This window comes from Streptomyces sp. NPDC014870 (assembly GCF_043081505.1).
GTDB lineage: Bacteria > Actinomycetota > Actinomycetes > Streptomycetales > Streptomycetaceae > Streptomyces.
On the sequence record NZ_JBIBWQ010000014.1, the window covers coordinates 1 to 24,552 of the forward strand.

General features: G+C 72.7%; 19 protein-coding genes. 6 read left to right on the forward strand and 13 right to left on the reverse strand.

The window, feature by feature from the left end; genetic code table 11:
- Window positions 1–406: 406 nt before the first annotated feature.
- A complete protein-coding gene (locus tag ACF09C_RS33595; RefSeq protein WP_392097001.1) occupies window positions 407–1,414 on the reverse strand; it encodes a stage II sporulation protein M in 1,008 nt (335 codons plus the stop codon).
- Between the two features lie 127 nt (window positions 1,415–1,541).
- Here ACF09C_RS33595 and ACF09C_RS33600 point away from each other — a divergent pair, with 127 nt between their 5' ends.
- On the forward strand, window positions 1,542–2,504 hold the full coding sequence (locus ACF09C_RS33600; protein WP_392097003.1) for an RDD family protein: 963 nt from the start codon (window positions 1,542–1,544) through the stop codon (window positions 2,502–2,504).
- On the opposite strand, the gene ACF09C_RS33605 is transcribed toward ACF09C_RS33600, so the two are convergent.
- The gene (locus ACF09C_RS33605) at window positions 2,501–3,127 is read right to left on the reverse strand and encodes a hypothetical protein (protein WP_392097004.1); all 627 of its coding nucleotides are present in this window, start codon (window positions 3,125–3,127) and stop codon (window positions 2,501–2,503) included. The genes ACF09C_RS33600 and ACF09C_RS33605 overlap by 4 nt on opposite strands.
- A gap of 162 nt (window positions 3,128–3,289) precedes the next feature.
- A complete protein-coding gene (gene ahcY, locus ACF09C_RS33610; protein WP_392097005.1) occupies window positions 3,290–4,747 on the reverse strand; it encodes an adenosylhomocysteinase in 1,458 nt (485 codons plus the stop codon).
- Window positions 4,748–5,123: 376 nt separating this feature from the next.
- Between ahcY and ACF09C_RS33615 the strand changes: the two genes are divergently transcribed.
- Window positions 5,124–7,163, forward strand: coding sequence for a fructose-specific PTS transporter subunit EIIC (locus tag ACF09C_RS33615; RefSeq protein ID WP_392097007.1), 2,040 nt, complete (start codon window positions 5,124–5,126; stop codon window positions 7,161–7,163).
- Between the two features lie 141 nt (window positions 7,164–7,304).
- Here the strand turns inward: ACF09C_RS33615 and ACF09C_RS33620 are convergent, their stop codons facing one another.
- The 6 genes from ACF09C_RS33620 to ACF09C_RS33645 all read right to left on the reverse strand — a co-directional run bounded on the left by ACF09C_RS33620 (window position 7,305) and on the right by ACF09C_RS33645 (window position 13,322).
- A complete protein-coding gene (locus tag ACF09C_RS33620) occupies window positions 7,305–8,270 on the reverse strand; it encodes a cation diffusion facilitator family transporter (protein WP_392097009.1) in 966 nt (321 codons plus the stop codon).
- 66 nt (window positions 8,271–8,336) lie between these two features.
- On the reverse strand, window positions 8,337–9,488 hold the full coding sequence (manA, locus tag ACF09C_RS33625; RefSeq protein WP_392097011.1) for a mannose-6-phosphate isomerase, class I: 1,152 nt from the start codon (window positions 9,486–9,488) through the stop codon (window positions 8,337–8,339).
- A 112-nt stretch (window positions 9,489–9,600) separates the two neighbouring features.
- Complete coding sequence (locus tag ACF09C_RS33630) at window positions 9,601–10,791, reverse strand: SIS domain-containing protein (RefSeq protein ID WP_392097013.1); 1,191 nt, start codon at window positions 10,789–10,791, stop codon at window positions 9,601–9,603.
- Between the two features lie 232 nt (window positions 10,792–11,023).
- A complete protein-coding gene (locus ACF09C_RS33635; RefSeq protein WP_362416875.1) occupies window positions 11,024–11,206 on the reverse strand; it encodes a Trm112 family protein in 183 nt (60 codons plus the stop codon).
- 119 nt (window positions 11,207–11,325) lie between these two features.
- Complete coding sequence (locus tag ACF09C_RS33640; RefSeq protein ID WP_392097015.1) at window positions 11,326–12,693, reverse strand: phosphomannomutase/phosphoglucomutase; 1,368 nt, start codon at window positions 12,691–12,693, stop codon at window positions 11,326–11,328.
- Between the two features lie 197 nt (window positions 12,694–12,890).
- Complete coding sequence (locus tag ACF09C_RS33645; RefSeq protein ID WP_392097017.1) at window positions 12,891–13,322, reverse strand: DUF3499 domain-containing protein; 432 nt, start codon at window positions 13,320–13,322, stop codon at window positions 12,891–12,893.
- A 401-nt stretch (window positions 13,323–13,723) separates the two neighbouring features.
- On the opposite strand from ACF09C_RS33645, the gene ACF09C_RS33650 reads away from it, so the two are divergent.
- The gene (locus ACF09C_RS33650; RefSeq protein WP_392097337.1) at window positions 13,724–14,167 is read left to right on the forward strand and encodes a metallopeptidase family protein; all 444 of its coding nucleotides are present in this window, start codon (window positions 13,724–13,726) and stop codon (window positions 14,165–14,167) included.
- A gap of 48 nt (window positions 14,168–14,215) precedes the next feature.
- On the opposite strand, the gene ACF09C_RS33655 is transcribed toward ACF09C_RS33650, so the two are convergent.
- From ACF09C_RS33655 to ACF09C_RS33665, 3 genes are all read right to left on the reverse strand, one after another.
- Complete coding sequence (locus ACF09C_RS33655; protein ID WP_392097019.1) at window positions 14,216–15,751, reverse strand: DUF5719 family protein; 1,536 nt, start codon at window positions 15,749–15,751, stop codon at window positions 14,216–14,218.
- Window positions 15,748–19,431 carry a glycosyltransferase family 2 protein gene (locus tag ACF09C_RS33660; RefSeq protein ID WP_392097020.1) on the reverse strand — a complete coding sequence of 1,228 codons (3,684 nt, stop codon included), beginning with the start codon at window positions 19,429–19,431 and terminating at the stop codon, window positions 15,748–15,750. The genes ACF09C_RS33655 and ACF09C_RS33660 overlap by 4 nt, the downstream gene beginning before the upstream one ends.
- Before the next feature lie 242 nt (window positions 19,432–19,673).
- Complete coding sequence (locus ACF09C_RS33665) at window positions 19,674–19,937, reverse strand: WhiB family transcriptional regulator (protein ID WP_015033978.1); 264 nt, start codon at window positions 19,935–19,937, stop codon at window positions 19,674–19,676.
- Window positions 19,938–20,614: 677 nt separating this feature from the next.
- Between ACF09C_RS33665 and ACF09C_RS33670 the strand changes: the two genes are divergently transcribed.
- The 3 genes from ACF09C_RS33670 to ACF09C_RS33680 all read left to right on the forward strand — a co-directional run bounded on the left by ACF09C_RS33670 (window position 20,615) and on the right by ACF09C_RS33680 (window position 23,450).
- Complete coding sequence (locus ACF09C_RS33670) at window positions 20,615–21,124, forward strand: cysteine dioxygenase (protein WP_392097021.1); 510 nt, start codon at window positions 20,615–20,617, stop codon at window positions 21,122–21,124.
- Between the two features lie 65 nt (window positions 21,125–21,189).
- The gene (gene cofD, locus ACF09C_RS33675) at window positions 21,190–22,146 is read left to right on the forward strand and encodes a 2-phospho-L-lactate transferase (protein WP_392097022.1); all 957 of its coding nucleotides are present in this window, start codon (window positions 21,190–21,192) and stop codon (window positions 22,144–22,146) included.
- Window positions 22,143–23,450: a coenzyme F420-0:L-glutamate ligase gene (locus ACF09C_RS33680; RefSeq protein ID WP_392097024.1), complete on the forward strand. Its 1,308-nt coding sequence runs from the start codon at window positions 22,143–22,145 to the stop codon at window positions 23,448–23,450. Before cofD ends, ACF09C_RS33680 begins: the two co-directional genes overlap by 4 nt.
- A 77-nt stretch (window positions 23,451–23,527) precedes the next feature.
- Here ACF09C_RS33680 and ACF09C_RS33685 read toward each other — a convergent pair whose 3' ends face one another.
- Window positions 23,528–24,535, reverse strand: coding sequence for a DNA-3-methyladenine glycosylase family protein (locus ACF09C_RS33685; protein ID WP_392097025.1), 1,008 nt, complete (start codon window positions 24,533–24,535; stop codon window positions 23,528–23,530).
- Window positions 24,536–24,552: the final 17 nt, after the last annotated feature.

Consider the following 24,552-nt stretch of genomic DNA (forward strand, 5'->3'; position numbering starts at 1 on the left):
TCTCAAGGAACGGACGCTTCCTTCGTACTCACCCTCTCGGGCTTTCCTCCGGGCTTTTCCCTTCGGTCTTTCGTGTTTCCAGCTTAGCAGATCCGTTTTCCGTTTCTGCCACCCGCTGGAGCGGGCTGCCGGGCTGTTCTTCGCTTTCGCGTTTCCCCTTCCGGCGATTCCGACTTTATCAGATTCATTCCGGCCGACCTAATCGGTGGCTTTCGTGATTCGAATAAGGAATCGGGGTGGCTCCGTGGAAATCGAATCCCGACCGGAGCAAGAGAGATACTAACTCGTGGCCACCGAACTTGTCCAGTCCGAGGCAACCGTTTGAATCTACCTCCCCACGCGAACCGTGTCAACAGTTTTTTGTGGGCGAAGAGGAGACTAGCAGGTCAGCGGGGGCGTACGCACATCAGGCGGCGGTCGGTAGCTCGGCGGTGCGGTCGGCGTCGGCGAGGTCGCCGGTCTCGCCCGCGCGGGCCGCGCGACCGCCCAGGACGTAGACGTAGGCGAGGAATGCCAGCTCGGCGGCGACGCCGATCGTGATGCGTGCCCAGGTCGGGAGGCCCGACGGGGTCACGAAGCCTTCGATGAGACCCGAGAGGAAGAGGACGAGGGCGAGTCCGATGGCCATGCCGACCGCCGCGCGGCCCTGGGCTGCGAGCGCCGCCCTGCGGGTCGTCGGGCCGGGGTCGATGACCGTCCAGCCGAGCTTGAGGCCGGTGCCGGCGGCGACGAAGACCGCGGTCAGTTCGAGGAGGCCGTGCGGGAGGAGCAGGCCCAGCATGATGTCGAGGCGGCCGGCGGCGGACATCAGGCCGATGGCCACGCCGACGTTCAGCATGTTGAGGAAAAGGATCCCGATCACCGGGATCCCCAGGAACGCTCCCAGGACCAGGCACATCGCGGCGGCCCGGGCGTTGTTCGTCCAGACCTGGGCCGCGAACGAGCCGGCCGGGTTGCTCGAGTAGTACGTCTCGTACTGGCCGCCCGGGCGGGTCATCTCGCGGAGCTCCGCGGGGGCGCCGATGGCGGACTGCACCTCCGGGTGCGTGCCGATCCACCAGCCGATGACCGCCGCGAGGAGGAGGGACAGGACGGCGGTCGGGATCCACCAGTGGCGTGAGCGGTAGACCGCGGCCGGGAAGCCGGCCGTCAGGAACGTGACCGCGTCGCGCCAGGACGAGCGGCGGGTGCCGGTGACGGTGGCTCGGGCTCGGGCGACCAGTTGGGTGAGCCGGGCCGTGAGCATGGGGTCAGGCGCGCTGGACTGGATCAGGGAGAGGTGGGTGGCCGTCCGCTGGTACAGGGCCACGAGTTCGTCGGCCTCGGCGCCGGTCAGCTTGCCGCCGCGGCGCAGGAGCTGGTCGAGGCGGTCCCACTCGGCGCGGTGGGCGGTGACGAAGACGTCAAGGTCCATGATCGGCTGCTGCTCCAGGCACTGGGGGTGCTGACGGGTCCGTACTACTGCGGCGCGCTGCCGGTCAGCTTGGCAGACTGTCGTATCCAGGGGTGGGTCCGGGCAGGGCTGAGGAAGGTGGGGCTTCGTGAGCGGGGTGGTGACGGGGGACGCCGTCGTACTGGGACTGCAGCCGGCTCGGCTGCCCAGCCGGGCTCTGGCGCTCTTCCTCGATCTGGTGGTCGTCTGGACCGTCTATCTGCTGGTCATGGTCGGGCTCACGATGGCCACGGCCTCCCTTGACGAGGCCGCGCAGATGGCGGTGGGCATCGCCTGCTTCGTGCTTGTGCTCGTGGGGGCGCCCATCGCGGTGGAGACGCTGTCGCACGGGCGGTCGCTGGGGAAGCTGGCCTGCGGGCTGCGGGTGGTGCGGGACGACGGCGGGCCGGTCCGGTTCCGGCACGCGCTGGTGCGGGGCGCCATGGGGGTCGTGGAGATTCTGATGACGTTCGGGGTCGTCGCCTGTATCGCCTCGCTCGTGTCCGCGCGTGGGCGGCGGCTCGGTGATGTCTTCGCCGGGACCCTCGTCGTACGGGAGCGGGTGCCCGCGGCGCGGAACGCGTTCGTCCCTCCTCCCCCGCCGTGGCTCGTGGGCCGCTTCACCGCGCTGGACCTCTCCGGCGTGCCGGACGGGCTCTGGCTGGAGATACGGCAGTACCTGACGCGGATGGGGCAGCTGGATCCCGAGGTGGGACGGCGGATCGCCGAGCGACTCGCGGACGAGCTGGTCGCGCGGACGGGGACTCCGCCGCCCGCCGGGGTGCCCGCGGCGGCCTTTCTGGCCGGGGTCGTCGGCGAACGGCAGGCCCGGGACGCGCGGCGGGCCTTCTCCCCTTCCCCTGCCGGGACGGCGTCGGGAGTGACGGGCGGAGTGACCGGGGAAGCCGGGGTGGCCGGCATCGGGTTCGCGGGGGCTGGTGGTGCTCCGCGTGGCGGGGGTGACTCCGGCGGGGGTGTTCCGTCGGCGCCGGCCGGTCCGCCCGCCGGTCCACTGGCCGGTGCGCCCGCCGCCGAGGCCCCTCGTTCTACCGGGTTCGCGCCGCCCGCCTAGTTCCCGGTGTCGGGGAAGACGGACGGCGGGGTTTCGAGGGATTCCAGTTCGATGCCGGGGGCCGAGAGGACCACGTCTCCGGCGATGTGAACCGTGTGCTGTTCGCCCGTGTCCAGGGCGTTGACCTGGTACTCGTCCACGATCAGAGGGCCGTTGTCAGTGGCGTGCGCTTCACTGTTCACCAGGGCCCAGGACTGGTCGATCGTGAGGGGGGCGAGCACGGGATCCGTGAAGGCGACGAGCCGGACGCGGGTCGCGGGGGAAGCGGGGGTGAGGCGCAGCAGGCGCGTGATCGCGACGAGGAACGCCGGGGATGTGCCGGTGAAGGCATGGGCGCGCACATTGCCTTCGGTGGCGTGGGTTCCGGTGGGGTCCGTGCGGACCCAGGTGACGCCTTCGAGGGCGGCGCCGCGGACCTGCCAGCTCGCGGCGTGGAGTTCGAGGCGGATGGGGCGGCCGAGTTCGTCGATGGCCAGGTCGACGGAGCCGGCGTGGTCGCCGGAGGGGGTGGTGATCTGGGAGACGTAGCGCCAGCCGGAGGGGCCGGGCGCGCAGTTGAAGTGTTCTTCGCCGAGGGGGGTGTGATCGTGCGGGTCATGGAGCGAATAACGGCCGCGGGGCATGGGTCCGGGTCCTCGGGGTGCTTCGTCGGGGGGTAGAGAGGCCCGGGTGCGGGCCGGTCATACGGGGCAGGCCCCCGGCACGGGGGTGCGGGGGCCTGCCTGATCCTCTACGGGTGCTGGTGACGGGCGTGCGTCAGTGCACGGGCGCCGTCGGTGCCGGCATCAGTAGCGGTAGTGGTCCGGCTTGTACGGGCCCTCGACCTGGACGCCGATGTAGGCGGCCTGCTCGGGGCGGAGGGTCGTGAGCTTCACGCCGAGCGAGGCGAGGTGGAGTCGGGCGACCTTCTCGTCCAGGTGCTTCGGGAGGACGTAGACGTCGGTCGGGTACTCCTCCGGCTTCGTGAACAGCTCGATCTGGGCCAGGGTCTGGTCCGCGAAGGAGTTCGACATCACGAAGGAGGGGTGGCCGGTCGCGTTGCCCAGGTTCAGCAGGCGGCCCTCGGAGAGGACGATGACGACCTTGCCGTCGGGGTAGGTCCAGGTGTGGACCTGCGGCTTGACCTCGTCCTTGACGATGCCGGGGGTGGCGGCCAGGCCGGCCATGTCGATCTCGTTGTCGAAGTGGCCGATGTTTCCGACGATGGCCTGGTGCTTCATCTTGGCGATGTCGGACGCCATGATGATGTCCTTGTTGCCCGTGGTGGTGATGAAGATGTCGGCCGTCTCGACGACGTCGTCGAGGGTGGCGACCTGGTAGCCGTCCATCGCCGCCTGGAGCGCGCAGATCGGGTCGATCTCGGTGACGATGACGCGGGCGCCCTGGCCGCGCAGGGACTCGGCGCAGCCCTTGCCGACGTCGCCGTAGCCGCAGACGACGGCGGTCTTGCCGCCGATCAGGACGTCGGTCGCGCGGTTGATGCCGTCGATCAGGGAGTGGCGGCAGCCGTACTTGTTGTCGAACTTCGACTTCGTCACGGCGTCGTTCACGTTGATCGCCGGGAAGAGCAGCGAGCCGGCCTGCTGCATCTCGTACAGGCGGTGGACGCCGGTCGTGGTCTCCTCGGTGACACCGCGGATCTCGGAGGCGAGCTGGGTCCACTTCTGCGGGTTCTCGCCGAGGGTGCGGTTGAGGAGACGGAGGATGTAGCCGTACTCCTCGCTGTCCGCGGTGGACGGGTCCGGGGCGGAGCCGGCCTTCTCGAACTCGACGCCCTTGTGGACGAGGAGGGTGGCGTCACCACCGTCGTCGAGGATCATGTTCGGGCCGCCGGTGGGCGTGTTCGGCCAGGTCAGGGCCTGCTCCGTGCACCACCAGTACTCCTCCAGGGTCTCGCCCTTCCAGGCGAAGACCGGGACGCCGGCGGGGGCGTCGGGGGTGCCGTTCGGGCCGACGGCGATGGCCGCGGCGGCGTGGTCCTGGGTGGAGAAGATGTTGCAGGAGGCCCAGCGGACCTCGGCGCCGAGGGCGACCAGGGTCTCGATCAGGACGGCGGTCTGCACGGTCATGTGCAGGGAGCCGGTGATCCGGGCGCCGGCGAGGGGCTGCTGCTCGGCGTACTCGCGGCGGATCGACATCAGGCCGGGCATCTCGTGCTCGGCGAGGGTGATCTCCTTGCGGCCGAAGACGGCAAGCGACAGGTCGGCGACCTTGAAGTCCTGCTGGGTGGCGGCAGTCGTCATGACTGGGCTGCTCCTCACGATCGGTGCGATCGGTTCGAGAGTCGGTTGGGGCGCGCCTGACACCGCGACATGAGGGGGCGCGGGCACACGAATGCCCGGCGTACTCACGCGGTGCAGTCGTCGGAGGCCCTCTCTCCCTCGGCCGGTCCTCGCAGGGACCGCCCGACCGCCATCAGCAGCGACGTCTGGCTGGTCACGAATCTACACCGATCGCCGCGGCGATCCACAGCCCGCCCAGGGCGACGATTCGGCCGGATCCGGTCTCGACTTCGGGCCCTGTGGCCCGGTCGTTCGGGGCCTTACGCACTTTTGACAGCGTTGCCATCTGAGGCACGATGCGGGGGAACCACCAGCGAGCGAGTACGAGGAGAAGCCTGTGACCAGTCCAGCGAGTGAGGGGCGGAAGGTGCGGCTGCTCGCGATCACCGCCTGTCCGACCGGTATCGCCCACACCTATATGGCGGCGGAGAAGCTGGCGCAGGCCGCGCAGGCGCTCGGCGTCGAGATCAAGGTGGAGACCCAGGGGTCCATCGGGGCCGAGAGCGTGCTGACTGACAACGATGTCACCCACGCGGACGGCATCATCGTGGCCGCCGACAAGGACGTCGACCTCAGCCGGTTCGCGGGCAAGCGGGTGCTGACCGTCGGGGTGGCCGAGGGCATCCACCATCCGGAGCGGCTGATCGAGCAGGTGCGCAGCGCGCCCGTGCTCCGGTCCGGGGGCGGTGCGCCGGAGAGCGGCGGCGCAAGCGGCAGCGGGAGCGGCGGGAAGGAGCGGAGTGTCGCGTACAAGGCGCTGATGAACGGTGTCTCGTACATGATCCCGTTCGTCGTCGTCGGCGGGCTGCTGATCGCGATCTCGCTCGCCGTCGGCGGGCACGCGGGCCCCGACGGACTGGTCATCCCGGAGGACTCCTTCTGGATGGACGTCAACAACATCGGTGTCATCGGCTTCAAGCTGATGGTGCCGGTCCTGTCCGGCTACATCGCCTACGCGATCGGGGACCGGCCCGCGCTCGTACCGGGCATGATCGGCGGCTGGATCGCCGCCGACGGTTCGCTGTACCACTCCGGGGCCGGCGCGGGTTTCATCGGGGCGATCGTGACCGGTTTCCTCGCCGGCTATCTGGTGCTGTGGATCAAGAAGGTCCGCGTGCCGAAGTTCGTCCAGCCGATCATGCCGATCATCGTGATCCCCATCGTGGCGACCACGGCCCTGGGGCTGTTCTTCATCTACGTGATCGGGCAGCCGATCTCCTGGGTCTTCGAGCACCTGACGAGCTGGCTCGGCGGGATGACCGGGACCAGCGCGATCCTGCTCGGGGCGATTCTCGGCCTGATGATCGCGTTCGACATGGGCGGTCCGGTCAACAAGACGGCGTTCCTCTTCGGCGCGGGGCTGATCGCCACGGGCAACATGACCGTCATGGGCATGTGCGCCGCCGCGATTCCCGTGATGCCGCTCGGCCAGGGCCTGGCGACGCTGCTGCGGCGCAAGCTGTACTCAGAGCAGGAGCGGGAGACCGGGATGGCCTCGCTCTTCATGGGCATGTTCGGCATCTCCGAGGGCGCGATCCCGTTCGCGGCGGCGCGGCCGGCGCAGGTGATCCCCGCGAACATGCTGGGCGGCGCGGTCGCCGGTGCGCTCGCGGGCATGGCCGGGGTGACGGACGCGGTGCCGCACGGCGGGCCGATCGTGGCGGTGCTCGGCGCGGTGGGCGGTGTGCCGATGTTCTTCCTGGCCGTCGCGGTCGGCACGGTCGTCACCGCGCTCACCACGAACGCGCTGATCGACATCCGGGAGCGGCGGAACCGGGGTGGCGTGGTCGCGCCCGTGCCCGCTGTGGCCGGGGTTCCCTCGCCTGAGCTGGTGGGTGCGGCCGCTGTGTCCACGGCTGCGGCTACGGCTGCGCCCGGTTCCGTCGGCGTCGGCGTGGGTGGCTCCGGTGGCGAGCCGGCCTCCGCGCTCTCCGGGTATCTGACGGCCGCGACCGTGGACGTGCGCCTGGACGCGGGCGACAAGGACGCCGCCATCCGGGAGATGGCCGCGATGCTCGCCACGACCGGGAAGGTCAGGGACCTCGACGGGCTCGTGGCCGCCGCGTTCGCCCGGGAGGCGCAGGGCACGACCGGGCTCGGCGAGGAGATCGCCATCCCGCACGCCAAGACCGATGCCGTGACGGCGCCGGTCGTCGGGTTTGCGCGGTCGGCCGAGGGTGTGGAGTGGGGCTCCCTCGACGGCACGAAGGCGCGGCTGATCTTCATGATCACGGTGCCGGAGGCGGCGGCGGGGGACGAGCATCTGCGGATTCTGGCGATGCTGTCGCGGAAGCTGATGGATCCCGGGTTCCGGGAGCGGTTGCTGGAGGCCGGGGACGAGGCGGCGCTCCTCGGGATCCTGGGCGAGGTTCAGTAGCCGTCGCCGCAGCAACAAGGGCCCGGGGTCTTGGTGACCTCGGGCCCTCGTGGTGCGGGGCTTGAAGCGGCGCCGCTCGTCGTCGGTTGTGCCCACCCGTTCCGCCCTGCGGAACGATTGCCCACAACCAGCCAACGGGCGTCAGTGGGTGGAGCCGCCCGGGGTCTTCGCCGGGTTCTCGCCCGCCGCGGCCGCCGCCTCGCTGTAGACGTCCGGCTCCAGGTAGATGACCCGGGCGATCGGGACGGCGGCGCGGATGCGGTCCTCGGCCGCGTTGATGGCGTGGGCCACGTCGGCGGCCGTGTCGTCGTGCCGGACGGCGACCTTGGCGGCCACCAGGAGCTCCTCCGGGCCGAGGTGGAGCGTGCGCATGTGGATGAGCCGGGTGACGGTCTCGCCGTCGACGACCGCCGCCTCGATCTGCTTCACCTGCTCGAGGCCCGCGGACTCGCCCAGCAGCAGCGACTTGGTCTCGGCGGCGAGGACGATCGCGATGGCGATGAGGAGGATGCCGATGCAGAGGGTGCCGATGCCGTCCCAGACGCCGTCGCCCGTGAGGAGCGCGATGCCGACGCCGCCGAGGGCGAGGAAGAGGCCGACCAGCGCGCCCAGGTCCTCCAGGAGGACGACCGGGAGTTCGGGAGCCTTGGCCCGGCGCACGAACTCCTTCCAGGACTGGCCGCCGCGGATCGCGTTCGACTCCTTGATGGCCGTGCGGAAGGAGAAGGTCTCGGCGATGATCGCGAAGACGAGGACGCCGATCGGCCAGTACCAGTCCTCGATCGGGTGCGGGTGCTTGATCTTCTCGTAGCCCTCGTAGATGGCGAACATGCCGCCGACGGAGAAGAGGACGATCGAGACGAGGAAGGCGTAGATGTACCGCTCGCGGCCGTAGCCGAAGGGGTGCTGCGGAGTCGCCTCGCGCTTCGCCTTCTTGCCGCCGAGCAGCAGCAGGCCCTGGTTGCCGGAGTCGGCCAGCGAGTGGACGCTCTCGGCCAGCATCGAGGACGAGCCACTGAAGAGGAACGCCACGAACTTGGCTACCGCGATCGCGAGGTTCGCGGCGAGTGCCGCCACGATCGCCTTGGTTCCGCCTGACGCGCTCATGGGTGTACGTGTTCCCTTCGTCGGTACTCCGGCACTGTTGCCGCCATTCGGCCGGTCATTGTTGCATCAGGCGACGACGGTGGCGCGAAAGACCGTTCCCGTACCGGACAGTTCGGTCGATTCACCCGCCGGTACGAAGACGGACTCACCGGGAGCGAGGGTCACTTCGCCCGCCTTCGGCCGGCCCGCGACGGCGAGCAGGATCTGCGGGGTGGAGGCGGTGACGTCGGTGGGGGCGGCGCCCTCGGCGCGTACGAGGCGGGAGAGGCGGAACTCGTCGGTCGGGGTGTCGTAGACCTCCTCGCCCGACGGGGAGGCCTCGGGGCGCAGGACGCCTGGGTCGGTCGGCTCGAAGCGGACGATCCTGAGCAGCTCCGGGACGTCGACGTGCTTCGGGGTGAGACCGCAGCGGAGCACGTTGTCGGAGTTGGCCATGATCTCGACGCCGAGTCCGTCGAGGTAGGCGTGCGGGACGCCCGCGCCGAGGTAGAGGGCTTCGCCGGGCTGGAGTTGGACGAGGTTGAGGAGCATGGCGGCGATGACGCCGGGGTCGCTCGGGTAGTGGTGGGCGAGCGTGGCGTACGGGGCGTGGGCGCCGCCCAGGCGCTCGGCTGCGGCCGCGGCCTCGGCGACGGTGTGCGCCATCTCGGCGGGGTCGGCGGTCAGCAGGGCCGTCAGGACCTCGCGCAGCGCGTCCTCTTCGGGGTGGGCGTGCAGGAGGTCGACGTACGGCTTGAGGGAGTCGACGCCGAGCGCGGAGAGCGCGTCGGCGGCCTCGACGGGGTCGCGGAAGCCGCAGAGGCCGGTGAACGGCGTGAGGGCGCAGACCAGTTCGGGCTTGTGGTTGGCGTCCTTGTAGTTGCGGTGGGGCGCGTCGATCGGGACGCCGGCCGCCTCCTCGGCGGCGAAGCCGGCCTTGGCCTGGGCCAGGTCGGGGTGGACCTGGAGGGAGAGCGGCGCTCCGGCGGCGAGCAGCTTGAGCAGGAACGGCAGCCGCGGGCCGAACTTGTCGACGGCCGGCGCGCCCAGTTCGCGTACGGGATCGGCCTCGATCACCTCGTTGAGCGCTCCGCGCTCCGTGCGGGAGGGGGCGCCGGGGTGGGCGCCCATCCACATCTCGGCCTGGGGCTCGCCGGTGGGCGGGGTTCCCAGGAGTTCCGGGATGGCCGTGGTGGAGCCCCAGGCGTAGGGGCGGACGGTGTTGACGAGGCGGTCCATGGAGCCTTCCAGCTTTCCTCAGTGCGGTGGCGCCTTGGCGCCGTGGCGCGATGGTGCGGTGATGGAAGTGGGGTGGGGGCGTCCGGGGGATGGCGGCGCCGTGACGGTTGGCTTACGACGGGGGTGGCGGGGGTGCGATGCCCGCGGAGGCCAGGGAGAGGTACACGGCGGCGAAGTCCGTCACCGCGAGGAGTTCGGCCAGGATCTCCAGGAGCTCGCCCGCCTCGCCGGGGGGCTCCTCCGACGCGAGCGGCTCCAGTTCGCTGATGGCCGTGCCGTGGCTGAGCGCGAGTTCGCGGGCCGCGGGCGCGGCCGTCAGGCCGCCCGCGTCGGCCGGGCGGTCTCGCAGCAGCACGACCCGGGCGCGCAGGGCCTGCTGCTCCTCGACGCGGTCGCGGAAGAAGTCGTCGGGATCGGCACCGGCCGCGTAGTCGCCCGCGAGCAGGACGCCGTGCGCGGGCAGGGCCTCGGGGAGTTCGGCGGCGAGGGCGGGCAGTCCGGCGAGTTCGGCGAGGACGGCGGCGAAGCGGCGGCCGACGGGGCCCGCGGCGTCGCCCTCGGTCCAGATCAGCGGGAGGGTGTCGGCGAGTTCGGCGGCGAGCGTCTTGGCCGGGTTGCTGTACGTGGCGATGGCGGGGCCGCAGCGCTCGGCCGTACGGTCCAGGCGGTCGGCGACCTTCTCCAGCGTCTCGGGCGGGGCCTCGACCAGGCCGACGCGGTCGAGCAGCGCGAGGAGCGGGGTGAACAGGGCCCACAGGGCGCCGGGGCCCGCGGCGAGGGACTCCTCGTACTCCTCGGGGCTCTCGTGCGGGGCCATCGCCATCGGGACGAGCAGTCCACGGGGCGCGCTGACGGTCTCGGCGAGCGGGGCGGTCTTCGGGGCGACGGCGACGACCGTGATGCCGCGCCGGTACGCCTGCTCGGCGAGGAGCGCGAGGCCGGGTTCGGAGCCGTCGGTGGTCGGGATGAGGAGGAGGTCCACGGAGCCCGCCCAGCCGGGCAGGGCCCAGCGCAGGGCTCCGGAGGCCGGGGCGACGCCGGTGGGCTGGAGGCGGATCACCGGGGCCGCGGCGCCGGCGAGGGCGCCGACCAGGTCCGCGACACCTGCGGCGGCGGTGCCGGGGCCCGCGACGAGGACGGCGCGTGGGCGGCCCTCGGGGCTGAGCTCGGCGATGCCGGCTTCGGTGGCGTGCCGGGCCGCGGTCCGCACCCGTGCGCCGGCCTCGGCGGCGCCGCGCAGCAGGCTGCGACGGTCGGCGAGGGCGAGGGCGGCCGGGGCGTCGAGGAGGGTCTCGTCGAGCATGGGGCGGTGCCTCCGGGTACGACGGGGCGGGTGCGGGCTCGTGCGGGGCTCTTGGGCGGGGGCTCTTGCGCGGTGCGGGCCCTCGTGGTGCGGGCCCTCGTGGTGCGGGGGTGCTCGGAGCGGACGCGCCCGCATGGGCGCCGTCCCGTGTGCCCACCCGTCCCTCCCCCAAGGACTTCGTCCAGGGGGGACCCCCAAGCGGGACGATTGCCCACACGGGTCCCGCACAGGCCTACTGCGGGCGGCGGGCCTCGTCGACCAGGAGGACCGGGATGGCGTCGCGGACCGGGTACGCGAGGCCGCAGTCGGGGCTGGTGCAGATCAGTTCGGGGGTCTCGGCCGCCGTGCGGTCGTTCAGCGGCGCGTGGCACGCCGGGCAGGCCAGGATCTCCAGGAGGCCGGCTTCGAGCGGCATGGGTCTTCCCCTTCGAACAGACGAATGGTGGTGCTGCCCTTCGGGCCAGGTCAGCCTACCGCCGGGGAACGGGACGCGCGGCTCCGCCGCCGTCGCCGTCCCCCGGCGGGGCGGTCGGGTCAGGACGTCGCGCGGACCAGGGCCAGGACCTCGTCGCGGATCGTGGCCATGGTGGCCTCGTCGCGGGCCTCCACGTTCAGGCGGAGCAGCGGCTCGGTGTTCGAGGGGCGGAGGTTGAACCACCAGTCGGCCGCCGCCACCGTCAGGCCGTCCAGCTCGTCGAGCGTGACGCCGTCCCGGTCGGCGTACGCGGCCCTGACGGCCGCCGTGCGGGCCGTCTGGTCGGCGACCGTGGAGTTGATCTCGCCGGAGCCCGCGTAGCGGTCGTACGAGGAGACCAGGTCCGACAGGGGGCCGTCCTGGCCACCGAGTGCGGCCAGGACGTGGAGCGCCGCGAGCATGCCCGTGTCGGCGTTCCAGAAGTCCTTGAAGTAGTAGTGCGCGGAGTGCTCGCCACCGAAGATCGCGCCCGTCTTCGCCATCTCCTCCTTGATGAAGGAGTGGCCGACACGGGTGCGGACCGGCTCGCCGCCGTTCTCGCGGACGACCTCGGGGACCGACCAGGAGGTGATCAGGTTGTGGATGACCGTGCCGCCGGGCGCCTTCGCCAGCTCGCGGGCGGCGACGAGCGCCGTGATCGCGGACGGGGAGACCGCCTCGCCCCGCTCGTCGACGACGAAGCAGCGGTCGGCGTCGCCGTCGAAGGCGAGGCCCAGGTCGGCGCCCTCGGCCCGGACGCGGGCCTGGAGGTCGACGATGTTGGCCGGGTCGAGCGGGTTGGCCTCGTGGTTCGGGAACGTGCCGTCGAGCTCGAAGTACATCGGTACGAGCGTCAGCGGGAGGCCCTCGAAGACGGTGGGGACGGTGTGGCCGCCCATGCCGTTGCCGGCGTCCACGACGACCTTCAGGGGGCGGATCGCGGTGAGGTCGACCAGCCCGGTCAGGTGGGCGGCGTACTCCTTGAGCGTGTCCCGCTCGGTGATCGTGCCGGTCGTGGGCGCAGCCTCGGGCGCACCCTCCTCCGACCAGCGCTCCGCCAAGGCGCGGATCTCGGAGAGCCCGGTGTCCTGGCCCACGGGGGCGGCGCCCGCGCGGCACATCTTGATGCCGTTGTACTGGGCCGGGTTGTGGGAGGCCGTGAACATGGCGCCCGGCAGGTTCATGCTGCCGGAGGCGAAGTAGAGCTGGTCCGTCGAGCAGAGCCCGATCAGGGTGACGTCGGCGCCGAGCCGGGCCGCGCCACGGGCGAAGGCAGCCGAGAGGCCCGGCGACGAGGGCCGCATGTCGTGGCCGATCACGATCGCGTCCGCGGCCGTCACCTGGACGAACGCGGCGCCGAACAGCTCCGCGAGCCGCTCGTCCCACTGGTCGGGCACCACCCCGCGGACGTCGTACGCCTTCACGATCTGCGACAGATCAGCAGCCACGGAACAACCCTCCTGAATACGCCTTCGTCGGCACGCGTGTGCGGCGCGTGTGCGAAGGCCCAACCTACCGGGGGCCGTGCGCGGGAGGGCAGAGCGCCTGTGTGGCGGGGCCGGAATCAGCGGCAGGGGTGCCGGAATCCGTAGCCGGGGGCCGGAATCAGTGGCCGCGGACCGGAATCAGTGGCCGGGGGCCGGGATCAGTTGTCCGGGGAGCGCAGGACGCGCAGGTGGCCCCGGCGGCCGACCTCCATGGGGTCCCCGCCGCGACCGCCGCCGCCCTTGCCGCCGGCCTCCGCCGCGCGTTCCTGGGGGCGGGCCGCCTCCCGTACCGCGTTGGCGAGGGCTTCGAGGTCGTCGCCGCTGGGGCGGGAGGGCGCGGAGGGATCGGCGAGCCGGACGACCTCCCAGCCGCGTGGCGCGGTGAGGCGCTCGCTGTGCTCGGCGCACAGGTCGTAGCAGTGGGGCTCGGCGTAGGTGGCGAGCGGGCCGAGGACCGCAGTCGAGTCGGCATAGACGTACGTCAGTGTCGCGACGGCAGGGCGGCCGCACGCGGTGCGCGAACAGCGACGTACAGGGCTCACGACGTTGGACGGTACCGCACTCTTGAGCGGGCCGCGACGACTCTCCACCAGGTCACTCCACCGTGTCGCGGTGTGACCTCGGACACGGACCCTCCCCGGGTGGCCGTCCTGACCTGCGCGTAAGGAGGGGAACGGGGGTGGGGACGGCGGTCGATCCGGACAACGTCCGACAGGAATCCGGTCAACGACGGCCAGATGGCCGATCGCGGGAACCTATGGAATCGAGCCCGCGCTTGGCTGGAATGTTCAAGTATCGACAACCCTGGTGGCGGCGGCGCCGAGGTGGCACGTGTGCGCCACGGTCGTGGACCACCGAGGAGAGTTACGCTGCGTCAGTGATGGACAGTCCTGTGCCGCCGCGCCCCTCGTCCCGCCCGGCCGAGGCCCGCGCGGGCGACTCTCCGGTGAACGAGCCCCGCTCGGGCGACCCCCTCGCGGGCGACTCCCGCGTGGGCGAGTCCGACTCCGCCGAAGCGCGTCCGGCGCCGGTGGAGCCCCGGACGCGCCGTCGTGACCGTCATGGCCGCGGGATGCGCGGGCCGGTGGCCCCGCCGCAGGTGCCGTTGTCCGCGAGCCGTGCCGACACCTTCCGCGATCTCGTCCTGGACTCGGTGGAGCGCCTGGAGCGGCGCTGGCCGCAGCTCTCGGACGTCGAGTTCCTGGTCCTCGACGTGCCGCCGTCGGTGCCCGGCGAGGCGGTGCCGCTGGGCGGCTCCGCCCCGGCGGCGAAGGACGACCCGGCCCGGGTGGTCGTCTACCGGCGGCCCGTCGAGATCCGCTCCAAGAGCCGCGACGAACGGGCCCTGCTCGTCCACGAGGTCGTCGTCGAGCAGGTCGCCGAGCTGCTCGGGCTCTCCCCCGAGTCCGTCGATCCCCGGTACGGGCAGGACTGAGGCCGCTTTCGGTACGGCGGCCCCAGGGCCTCAGTCGCCTCGGTCGTCTCAGTCGTCCAGGACCGAGAGGTCCTGCCGCGCCGTGGGGACCCGGACCGTGCCCCGGTCGTCCACCAGGGACTGGACCGTGAACATCGGGATCCCGTCCGTCGGGACCGCCAGCAGGCGGGACGCGTGGACCGGGCCGCCCGAGACCCGCTCGACGGTCAGGGCGTAGGAGCCCTTGAGGCCGGCCGGGACGAGGTCGGTGACCTTCGCCGTCGTGCCCGCCTTGACCGTGACGGTCTTGGAGACCGGTGAGCCGCCGCCCGTACCGGCCGACGCGGTGACCTTGACCTGGGCCGCCTCGCCGGGCGCGGTGAGCGAGAGCGTCGAGCCCGCCGCGCGGTTGTCGGCGACGGTGGCGCGGGCGGCGATCGCGGCGGTGGCCGGGATGAACCCGACCTCCTGCTTGTCACCCTTGCCGCGGGTGACGCGCAGCGCCGCCACGAACGGCGTCGACTTCTTCGGGTCGGACGGGGTGAGCAGGAGGGAGCCGGTCGCGCCGCGGGTGAGGTCCGGCAGGTCGACGGACGCGGTCATCCCCGACTTCACGTGCAGGGCCTGCGCGCTCGCCGGGACGATCGTGCCGGTCTCGCCGACGAGCTGGATCTTCAGCTCGGCGTCGTCCTCGCCGGGTGCGTACGCGACCAGGCGCACCGAGGTCGCGTCGGCCGGGATGCCGGGCAGGACGGCGGTGCCGGCCGGGTCGGCCGAGGCCGGGAGCCAGTCGCTGCCGAGCTTGTCGTCGGCGGCGCCGATGACGGCGCCGACGCGGCCGCTGCGGGTCGTGACGTGCACGGTCACGTCGGCCGTGGGGGCCTGGCTGGTGAGCGTGGAGAGCAGGACGGGGACGCTGGAGTGGGCCGGTACGGGGATGCCCTCGCTCAGCTGCGACTTGAGCGGGCCCTCGGGGCCGTACAGCTCGATGTCGGCGACGGCGGCGGTGTCGTCGGGGTTGGTGAGGTGGACGTAGTCCTGGCGTTCCTTGGCCGTGGAGGCGGCCGGGAACCAGAAGTCCGTGTCGGGCGCGGTGCAGGCGACGCCGAGCAGGCCGCGTGCGCCGCCGGCCGTGACGACGGTGGTCTGCTGGACGGTCCAGCCGGGGGCAAGGCCGCCCGTGGCGGCGCCGGTGAGGGCGGGGGCGGTGGGGCCGTTCGCCTCGGCGGCGACGGGCTTGCCGGGCTCGGTGACGGTGGCCGGGGCCTTGGCCGCGCCGGGCTTCTTCGCCGTGGCGCCGCCGGGCGTGGCGGCGGACGCGGCGGCCTTCAGCTCGGCCTTGGCCGTGGGCGCGGCGGAGCCGGAGCCGGTGGCCGGGGAGCCCGCTGCCTTCGCGGTCGCCGGGGTGTACGAGACGTAGTCCGTCTCGGCCACCTCGGAGTTGCTGGGCGCCGGGCACAGCAGGCTGGAGCGCTCCACGGGCAGCGTGGTCGGCGCCTTGGCCTCGGGGGCGGCGGAGCCGTCGGGCGCGGTCAGGGCGGCGAAGCCGGTGACGGCGGCGAGGGCGGTGGCGACCGCGATCAGGGAGAGGGTGGGGCGCTTCACTGGTTGCTGCTCCCGTCGGGACGCTGCTCGGTCTCGTACCCGTACGCGTACGGGTCGTAGGGCTGCTGCTGGTCGTAGCCCTGCTGCGGGTACTGCTCGTACGCCTGCTGCTGCTGTTGCTGCTGCGGGTCGTAGCCCTGCTGGGCGTACGGGTCGTACTGCTGCTGCTGGTACGGGTCGGCGCCGTAGTCGGCGTACTGCTGGGGCTGGGTGTAGTAGCCCTGCTGCCCGTACTGCTCCTGCTGCTGCCAGTCGCCGGCCGCGTACGGCTGCTCCTGGGGCACGGGAACCGGCTCGGGCTGCGCCTCGGACTCGGGCTGTGCTTCGTACGCCGGTTCCGCCTGGTCCTGGTCCTGGGCGGCTTCCGCTTCCGCCGCGGCGCGGAGGCGGCGGGCGCGGCGGCCGTCGCCCTCCATCGCCTGGGCGGGGATGACGACCTCCTCGTCGGGCAGGTCGTCGTCGATCTCGCGGCGCCGCCCGGGCAGGGCGAGCACGAGCAGGACGACGGCGAGGCCGACCTGGGTCCAGATCCACAGGGTGTGGGTGAGCGGCTGGTCGTACGTGACGTCGAGCCGACCGCCGTCGGCGGGCAGCTGGAAGCCCTGGGCCCAGCCGTCGACGGTGGTCTTCTCCAGCCTCTTGCCGTCGAGGGTGGCGGTCCAGCCCTCGTCGGCGCGGTCGGCGATGCGCAGGATGCGGCCCGCCGGGCCGGCCGGGATGTCGGTGTGCGCCTCGACGGGCCCGGCGGCGACGGCGACCGGCTTGGTCGCCGCGTCGGTGGCGCCGGAGGAGTCCGTGGTGTCGGTGGAGTCGGTGGCGCCGGTGGTGGCGCCGGACGAGCCGCTCTTGGCCGCGGGGACGATCATCGCGCGGGCGACCTCGCGGTCCACGCGCCAGAGGGCGCTGCCGTCGAGCTGGCTGAGCCTGCTGAGACCGGGGGTGGCGTCGAGGACTCGGCTCATCTCGCGCGGGGCCCCGTCGCGGACGAGGACGTAGCGGATGGCGAACCCGCTGAGCTCTTCGGTCTGGTCGGCGCCGGAGCCCGCCACCAGGTGCGCGACGACCTTGTCGAGGCGGGTGTCGTCGCCACCCGCCGCGGCCAGTTCGGCGTCGCCGAGGCGGCCGCCGGAGCCGCGGACCAGGGTGTACGCGACCTCGCCCGGCGAGCTGCCGCCGAGGACGAGGGTGCGGGGCTGGTCACGGGTGTCGCTCTCCTCGGCGACGAACGCCGGTACCTGCACGGGGTCGCGGCGGGTCAGCGGGCCGTCGGCGCCGCCGATCATCCAGCCGACGGCGGCCACGACCGGGCCGAGCGCGGCGGCGAGCGCGATGAGCGCGGCGACCGGCTGACGCCAGCCGAAGCCGTGCGCGGCGACGCGGGTCCGGCCGTACTCGGCGCCGACCATGCCGGCGGCGAGCAGCGCCGTGCCGTAGACGAGGGTGGCGGGGCCGGCCCAGCCGGTGCCGCCGGCGCCGTTGGAGAGCGCGGCGAAGAGGAGGCCGACGAGGGCGGCGGCCCAGGCGGCGAGGACGGCGGACCGGCGCTCCTCGCGGAGCAGTCCGGCCAGGGCGGCGAGGACGACGCCGATGAGCAGGAGGCCGCCCGTGGTGCCGGGGCCGCCGGGGCTGATGGCGAGCAGGTCGAGGGCGGAGGCCGTGCCCGTACGGATGTCGAGCCCGGCCTCGCGCAGGAAGGCGCTCGGGCTGGTCAGGAGGGAGAGCGACCAGGGCGCGAGCACGAGGATCGGGGTGCCGACGGTGGCGAGGAAGCGCAGACCGTAGGCGGCGATGTCGTCGCGGCGCAGGACGAGCACGGCGATGCCGAGGACGACGGCGATCGGCCAGACGATCGGCGTGAACGCCATCGTGAACGTCAGGAGGAAGGTGTACGCCCAGGTGGCGCGCCAGCTGCCGCGGGCGCTGCCGGTGGCGGTGAGGCCGAAGGCGGCGACGGCGGCGCGGGCGATCAGCGGGAGCAGGATCGCGAGGATCGCGGTGCCGAGGCGGCCGGCGGCGAGCGCGCCGGTGGCGGCGGGCAGGAAGGCGTACGCGATGGCGCCCCAGGCGCGCAGCAGGGCGGACTCGACGAGCGGGCGGGCCGCGAAGTAGGCGGTGAAGCCGGCCAGCGGGACCGAGCAGACGAGCAGCACGGTGAGCGCGAACGAGGTGGAGCCGAGGAAGAGCGCGGAGAGTCCGGCGAGCACCGCGAGGTAGGGCGGTGCGCTCTGGGTGCCGCCGGTGCCGAGGGCGTGCCAGCTGTCGGCGTACCGGCCCCACAGCTCGGAGACGGTGCCGGGGGCGGGCAGCAGCGTGCCGCCGGCGAGGGAGCCGCCGCCGAACAGGCCGCGGCAGGCGACGACGGAGATGACGAGGAGGAGGGCGAAGAGGACGGGCCCGGGCTTGCGGGCGATCTTCTTCAGCCGGGCGAACTGCTCGAGTTCGAGGAAGTCGGCGTCGTCGCCGCCGGGTCCCGATTCGACGGCGCCGTGGCGCGAGCCGCCGGAATCGGCGTCGGAGCCGCCGAAGTTCGCGACGACCTGCTCGGCGGCGGCGCGGACGGTGGCGCCGGGCGGCGGGAAGAGCGGCCGGAGCTCGCTCGCGGCGACGGCCGGGTTCTTGCGTCGCTTGCGCGCGGCGAGGATCTTCTCGGGGCGCAGCAGGGTGGCGAAGAGGCCCATGACCTCGTCGACGGCCTGTCCGGGGACCTTGCCGACGAGGTAGGCGAGGGTGCGCAGGAGTGTGCCGACGATCAGCCGGAGCAGGACGTACGGCAGGGTGGCGCCGCGGCTGTTGACGAGCAGGGTGTAGACGGCGCCGGCCTTGTCGACGCGGTGCGGGTTGGCGACGGAGCGGCCGGCGCAGTCCACCGTGCGGCGCTCGCGGGCGGAGGCCTCGGCGTGCCGCAGGACGGCGTCGGGGGCGACGAGGACGCTGTGTCCCGCGGCGTGGGCGCGCCAGCACAGATCGACGTCGTCGCGCATGAGGGGCAGCCGGCGGTCGAAGCCGCCGAGCTCCTCGAAGACGTCACGGCGGATGAGCATGCCGGCGCTGGAGACGGAGAGGACGGAGCGGACCTGGTCGTGCTGGCCCTGGTCCTGCTCGCGGCGGTCGAGGCCGGTCCAGCGGCGGCCGCTGCGGGCGATGGAGACACCGGCTTCGAGCAGCTGCCTGCGGTCGTACCAGCCGCGGAGCTTGGGGCCGACGACGGCGGCGTACGCGTCCGCGTCGGCGACGCGCAGCAGTTCGGCGAGGGCGTCGGGCTCGGGGGCGCAGTCGTCGTGGAGCAGCCAGAGCCACTGCACGGGCTCGCCGTGCGGGAGTTCGGGCAGGTCGTAGACGGCCTCGTCGCTCCAGGTCCGGCTGACCGGGTCCCAACCGCTGGGGCGCTTCAGGTACGTGAGTTCCTCGGGGCCGAGCACGGGCGCGGTGCGGGCGGCCTCCTCGACGGCGGCGCCGAAGCCCGTACGGCGGGCCAGGTGCAGTACGCGGTCGGCGCCGATCGCGTCGGCGAGCAGCCGCGCGGAGTCGTCGGCGCTGCCGGTGTCGGCGGCGATGACGTTCTGCACGGGGCGTTCCTGCGCGAGCAGCCCGGCGAGGGCGTCCGGCAGCCACCGGGCACCGTCGTGTGCGACGAGCACGGCGGTGACGACGTGTCGTGGGAACTCAGGAGTTGAGGACATCGAGGTACGGGCCCTCCGGCCGGGGGGGGTCGCCCGCGGGGGGCGTGGGTGCGTCTCGGACGGGGCCCCACACTAACGGCTGGCAGGAAAACGGTCCGCCCCCTGTGGACAGAGCACAGGGGGCGGACCGTTCGATGTGTACGGGTGTGTGCGGTTCGGCGGGTGGGTGGCGCCGTCGGCCAGTGCGGGTGGCTGGAACCGGTGGGTCGCGCCGGTGGGCCGGTGGCGCCGGAGCCGTCGGGTCAGACGGCGGCCTTCTTCAGGCGACGGCGTTCCCTTTCGGACAGACCGCCCCAGATCCCGAACCGTTCGTCGTTCTGCAGGGCGTACTCCAGGCATTCGGAGCGGACCTCACAGGCGAGGCAGACCTTCTTGGCCTCGCGGGTCGAGCCGCCCTTCTCGGGGAAGAAGGACTCGGGATCGGTCTGGGCGCACAGCGCGCGCTCCTGCCAGCCGAGTTCCTCGTCCGCGTCCTCGACCAGCAGTTCCTGGAACAACTCGGTCATGTGCGCCCCTCGTCTGTCTTCGCGTCCCCGTGGTGTGGCCGTCACCGATTCCGGCCGAACGACACGAGTGAAATTACAAGTTCGTGCTCTGTGCGAGTCAAGCCGGAATCTGCTATTGGGCCCGGTATTCACTCTGCGGAACCAAGGCTATGCGGAAAGTGTTCAAATCACCAAAAACCTGACACATGCCACCGGCCTGACCACGCCGCCCCCTCTCGCTGAGAGAGACGTCCGGAGCGTGGATCTTGTTGCGATCCAGCCACGGAAGCGATCCGGATCACAGTCTGATCACAAGACCCCGGCCGCGTTTACGGGCGCGGATGTTGCGCCATGTCTCCCGGTCGGCGACTGAACAAACCTTTCTCCAGACGATGTAACCGGATGAGGTGAAACATTCCACCCAAAACGGGCATTGAGTTGACAGTCGGGTGGCCCGCCCGTCACCTTTGATGCCATGCCAGCGACCTCAGCGCCCTCCGCGACCCACGCCCGTGGGTACCGCAGCGCTGTCCAGGCGCGCTGTTGCTGTTGCTGTTCCAGCTGTTGACGCCCCCGAGCTCCAGCGACTTCTTCTGTGTCTCCGCGTTGCCCCGCGTGACCCCTTGCACGGCTCTTTGCACGGCTTCTGTGTGACCCCCCTGCACGACTTCTGTTACTGCCGAGGAACCACCGCACCCATGAACAGCGACAGCGACCTTCAGATCGCCGGCGACATCCTCGAGGTCCCCCACCTCCTGCAGCCCGCCCGCGAGCACCCCGCCACCGTGGCCGAGTTCGTCGGCCTCGCCCGCTCCATCGCCGCCGACCGCGCGCAGTGGGCCCCGCACGTCGAGTACGACGCCACGGCCCGCTGGTACCACCGGCTGCGCACCGGCCCCGGCTACGAGGTCTGGCTGCTCTCCTGGGTGCCCGGCCAGGGCAGCGGGATGCACGACCACGGCGCCTCGTCGGGCGTCCTGACCGTCCTCCAGGGCGAACTGACGGAGCGTACGGAGCGGGGCGTGCGGAAGCTCGACGGGGGCGCGACCCGGGTCTTCGCGCCGGGGTACGTCCACGAGGTCGTCAACGACTCCCTCGAACCGGCGGTCAGCCTGCACGTCTACTACCCGGGCCTGACGTCGATGCCCATGCACGAGTCGCTGCGGGCTCAGTGCGCCCCGACGACCCACGGTGTCGTACCGGCCTGACAAGCCCGATCGTCGCCCGACCACCGCCCCTCAGAGGAGCAGGCCGCGCCTGACAGACTGTCCGCATGCGCATTGTGGTTCTGGCCGGTGGCATCGGTGGTGCCCGCTTCCTTCGCGGCCTCAAGCAGGCCGCGCCGGACGCGGAGATCACGGTCGTCGGCAACACCGGTGACGACATCCATCTCTTCGGTCTCAAGGTCTGCCCCGACCTCGACACGGTGATGTACACCCTCGGCGGTGGCATCAACGAGGAGCAGGGCTGGGGCCGGGAGGACGAGTCCTTCACGGTGAAGGAGGAGCTCGCGGCGTACGGGGTGGGGCCGGAGTGGTTCGGCCTCGGCGACCGCGACTTCGCGACGCACATCGTCCGTACGCAGATGCTGGCCGCGGGATATCCGCTCAGTGCGGTCACCGAGGCGCTGTGCGCGCGCTGGCAGCCGGGCGTACGGCTGCTGCCGATGTCCGACGACCGCGTCGAGACGCACGTCGCGATCGAGGTCGACGGCGAGTCGCGGGCGGTGCACTTCCAGGAGTACTGGGTGCGGCTGCGGGCGTCCGTGGACGCCCAGGCCGTGGTCGCGGTCGGCGCGGAGGCGTCGAAGCCGGCGCCGGGCGTCCTGGAGGCGATCGCGGAGGCGGACGTCATCCTGTTCCCGCCGTCCAACCCGGTCGTGTCGGTCGGCACGATCCTGTCCGTGCCGGGCATCCGCGAGGCGATCGCCGAGGCGGACGTGCCGGTGGTCGGCCTCTCCCCCATCGTCGGCGACGCGCCGGTACGGGGCATGGCGGACAAGGTCCTCGCGGCGGTGGGCGTGGAGTCCACGGCCTCCGCGGTGGCCCGGCACTACGGCTCGGGGCTGCTCGACGGCTGGCTGGTCGACACGGTCGACGCGGGCGCGGTGGCGGAGGTCGAGTCGGCGGGGATCCGCTGCCGTGCGGTGCCGCTGATGATGACGGACCTGGACGCGACGGCGGCGATGGCGCGCGAGGCGCTGGCGCTGGCGGAGGAGGTCCGGGCATGAGCGGGCGGGCGCTCGGGTATCGGGTGTGGGCGGTCCCCGGGCTGCCCGAGGTGCGGAGCGGGGACGATCTCGCCAAGCTGATCGCCTCCGTCTCGCCCGGTCTCGAGGACGGGGACGTCCTGCTCGTGACCTCCAAGATCGTGAGCAAGGCCGAGGGGCGGGTGATCGCCGCCGACGACCGCGAGGAGGCGATCGACGCCGAGACCGTACGGGTCGTGGCGCGGCGTGGCACCCTGCGGATCGTCGAGAACCGGCAGGGTCTGGTGATGGCCGCTGCCGGGGTCGACGCCTCCAACACCCCCGCCGGGACCGTGCTGTTGCTGCCCGTCGACCCGGACGCCTCGGCCCGCGCGATCCGCGAAGGGCTGCGGGACGCGCTCGGCGTGGACGTCGGGGTCGTGGTCACGGACACCTTCGGGCGGCCCTGGCGCAGCGGACTGACCGACGTGGCCATCGGCGCCGCCGGGGTACGCGTCCTGGACGACCTGCGCGGCGGCACGGACGCGTACGGCAACCCGCTCAGCGCCACGGTCGTCGCGACGGCGGACGAGCTGGCCGCCGCCGGTGACCTCGTGAAGGGCAAGGCGAGCGGGCTGCCGGTCGCCGTCGTGCGCGGACTGCCGCACGTCGTGGACGGTTCCGTCGAGCAGGGCGCCAGGGCGCTGGTGCGCGGCGCCGCCGACGACATGTTCCGGCTCGGGACCTCGGAGGCGGTCCGGGAGGCGGTGACCCTGCGGCGTACGGTCCGGGAGTTCACCGACGAGGCCGTGGACCCCGGCGCCGTACGGCGCGCGGTGGCCGCCGCCGTCACGGCCCCCGCGCCGCACCACACGACGCCGTGGCGGTTCGTGCTCCTGGAGTCGGAGACCTCGCGGTTGCGGCTGCTGGACGCGATGCGGGACGCGTGGATCGCGGACCTGCGGCGGGACGGCAAGTCGGAGGAGTCCGTCGCCAAGCGGGTGCGCCGCGGTGACGTGCTGCGGAACGCGCCGTACCTGGTGGTGCCGTGCCTGGTCATGGACGGCTCGCACCACTACGGCGATCCGCGCCGGGACGCGGCCGAGCGCGAGATGTTCGTGGTGGCGGCGGGGGCCGGCGTACAGAACTTCCTGGTGGCGCTCGCGGGCGAGCGGCTGGGGTCTGCGTGGGTGTCCTCGACGATGTTCTGCCGCGATGTCGTACGGGAGGTCCTCGGGCTCCCGGAGGACTGGGACCCGATGGGCGCTGTCGCGGTCGGTCACGCGGCGGCGGCGCCGAAGGAGCGGCCGGCGCGGCAGGCGGGGCGGTTCATCGAGGTGCGGTGACGCCTCGGGGGTGCGTGGCGGCTCGGAGGTGCGTGGCAGCTCGGGGGTGCGGTGACGCCTCGGGGGTGCGTGGCGGGTCAGAGGGACGCGATGTCGCCCGGGGTCATGCGCGGCGCCCTGCGTGGTGGGGTCCGGCCGCTGAGGAGGATGAGGCGGGCCGCGCGGTGGCGTTGGCCCGCGTACGGAGCGAGCAGTTCGAGCATCGCCGCGTCGTCGGTGGTGCGGTCGCCCGCGAGGGCGTAGCCGACGATGCCGGGCAGGTGGTAGTCGCCCACCGTCACCGCGTCCGGGGCGCCGTTGCTGCGCTGGATCGTCTCGGCGGAGGTCCACGGTCCGATGCCGGGGATCAACTCCAGCCGCTGCTGCGCCTGTTCGGGTTCCATGCCCGCGGCCTCCTCCAGGCGGCGGGCGACCTTGACCGCGCGGAGGACGGTGGCGGCGCGCTTGTCGTCCACGCCGGCGCGGTGCCATTCCCAGGACGGGATCAGGGCCCACGTGCGGGGGTCGGGCATCACGTGGAGACGGTGCTGCGCCCCGGGGCCGGGGGCCGGTTCGCCGTACTTCCGGACGAGGAGGCGCCAGGCGCGGTACGCCTCGGTCGTGGTGACCTTCTGCTCCAGGATCGACGGGATCAGCGCCTCCATCACCAGGCCGGTGCGGGTGAGGCGGAGGCCCGGGCGGCTGCGGTGCGTGGCGGCGAGGAGCCGGTGGCGGGGGACGAAGGCGGCGGGGTCGTCGTCGGCGCCGAGGAGTTGGGGGAGCCGGTCGAGGAGCCACTGCGCGCCGGGTCCCCAGGCTTCGGCCTCGGCGGTGCCGTGCCGGAGGGCGACGCGGAGGGTGCCCGGGCCTTCCGGGGTACGGGCGGCGCGCCAGACGGAGCCGTCGGGGGTGGTACGGAGGGTGGGGTCGCCGGTGCCTCTGCGGAGGGGGCCGAGGGTGAGGCCCAGGTCCGTGGGGGCGGCGGGGGTCCAGTGGCGGGTCACCCCGGTCGCGGGGGCGGGCGCCCTCGTGGCGGGTACGGGGATGTGGCCGCCGCGCACGGTCGTGCGGGTCGTGGGGGTACGGGGTGCGAAGCGGCCGGCCATGTGTATGAGCGTAGCCG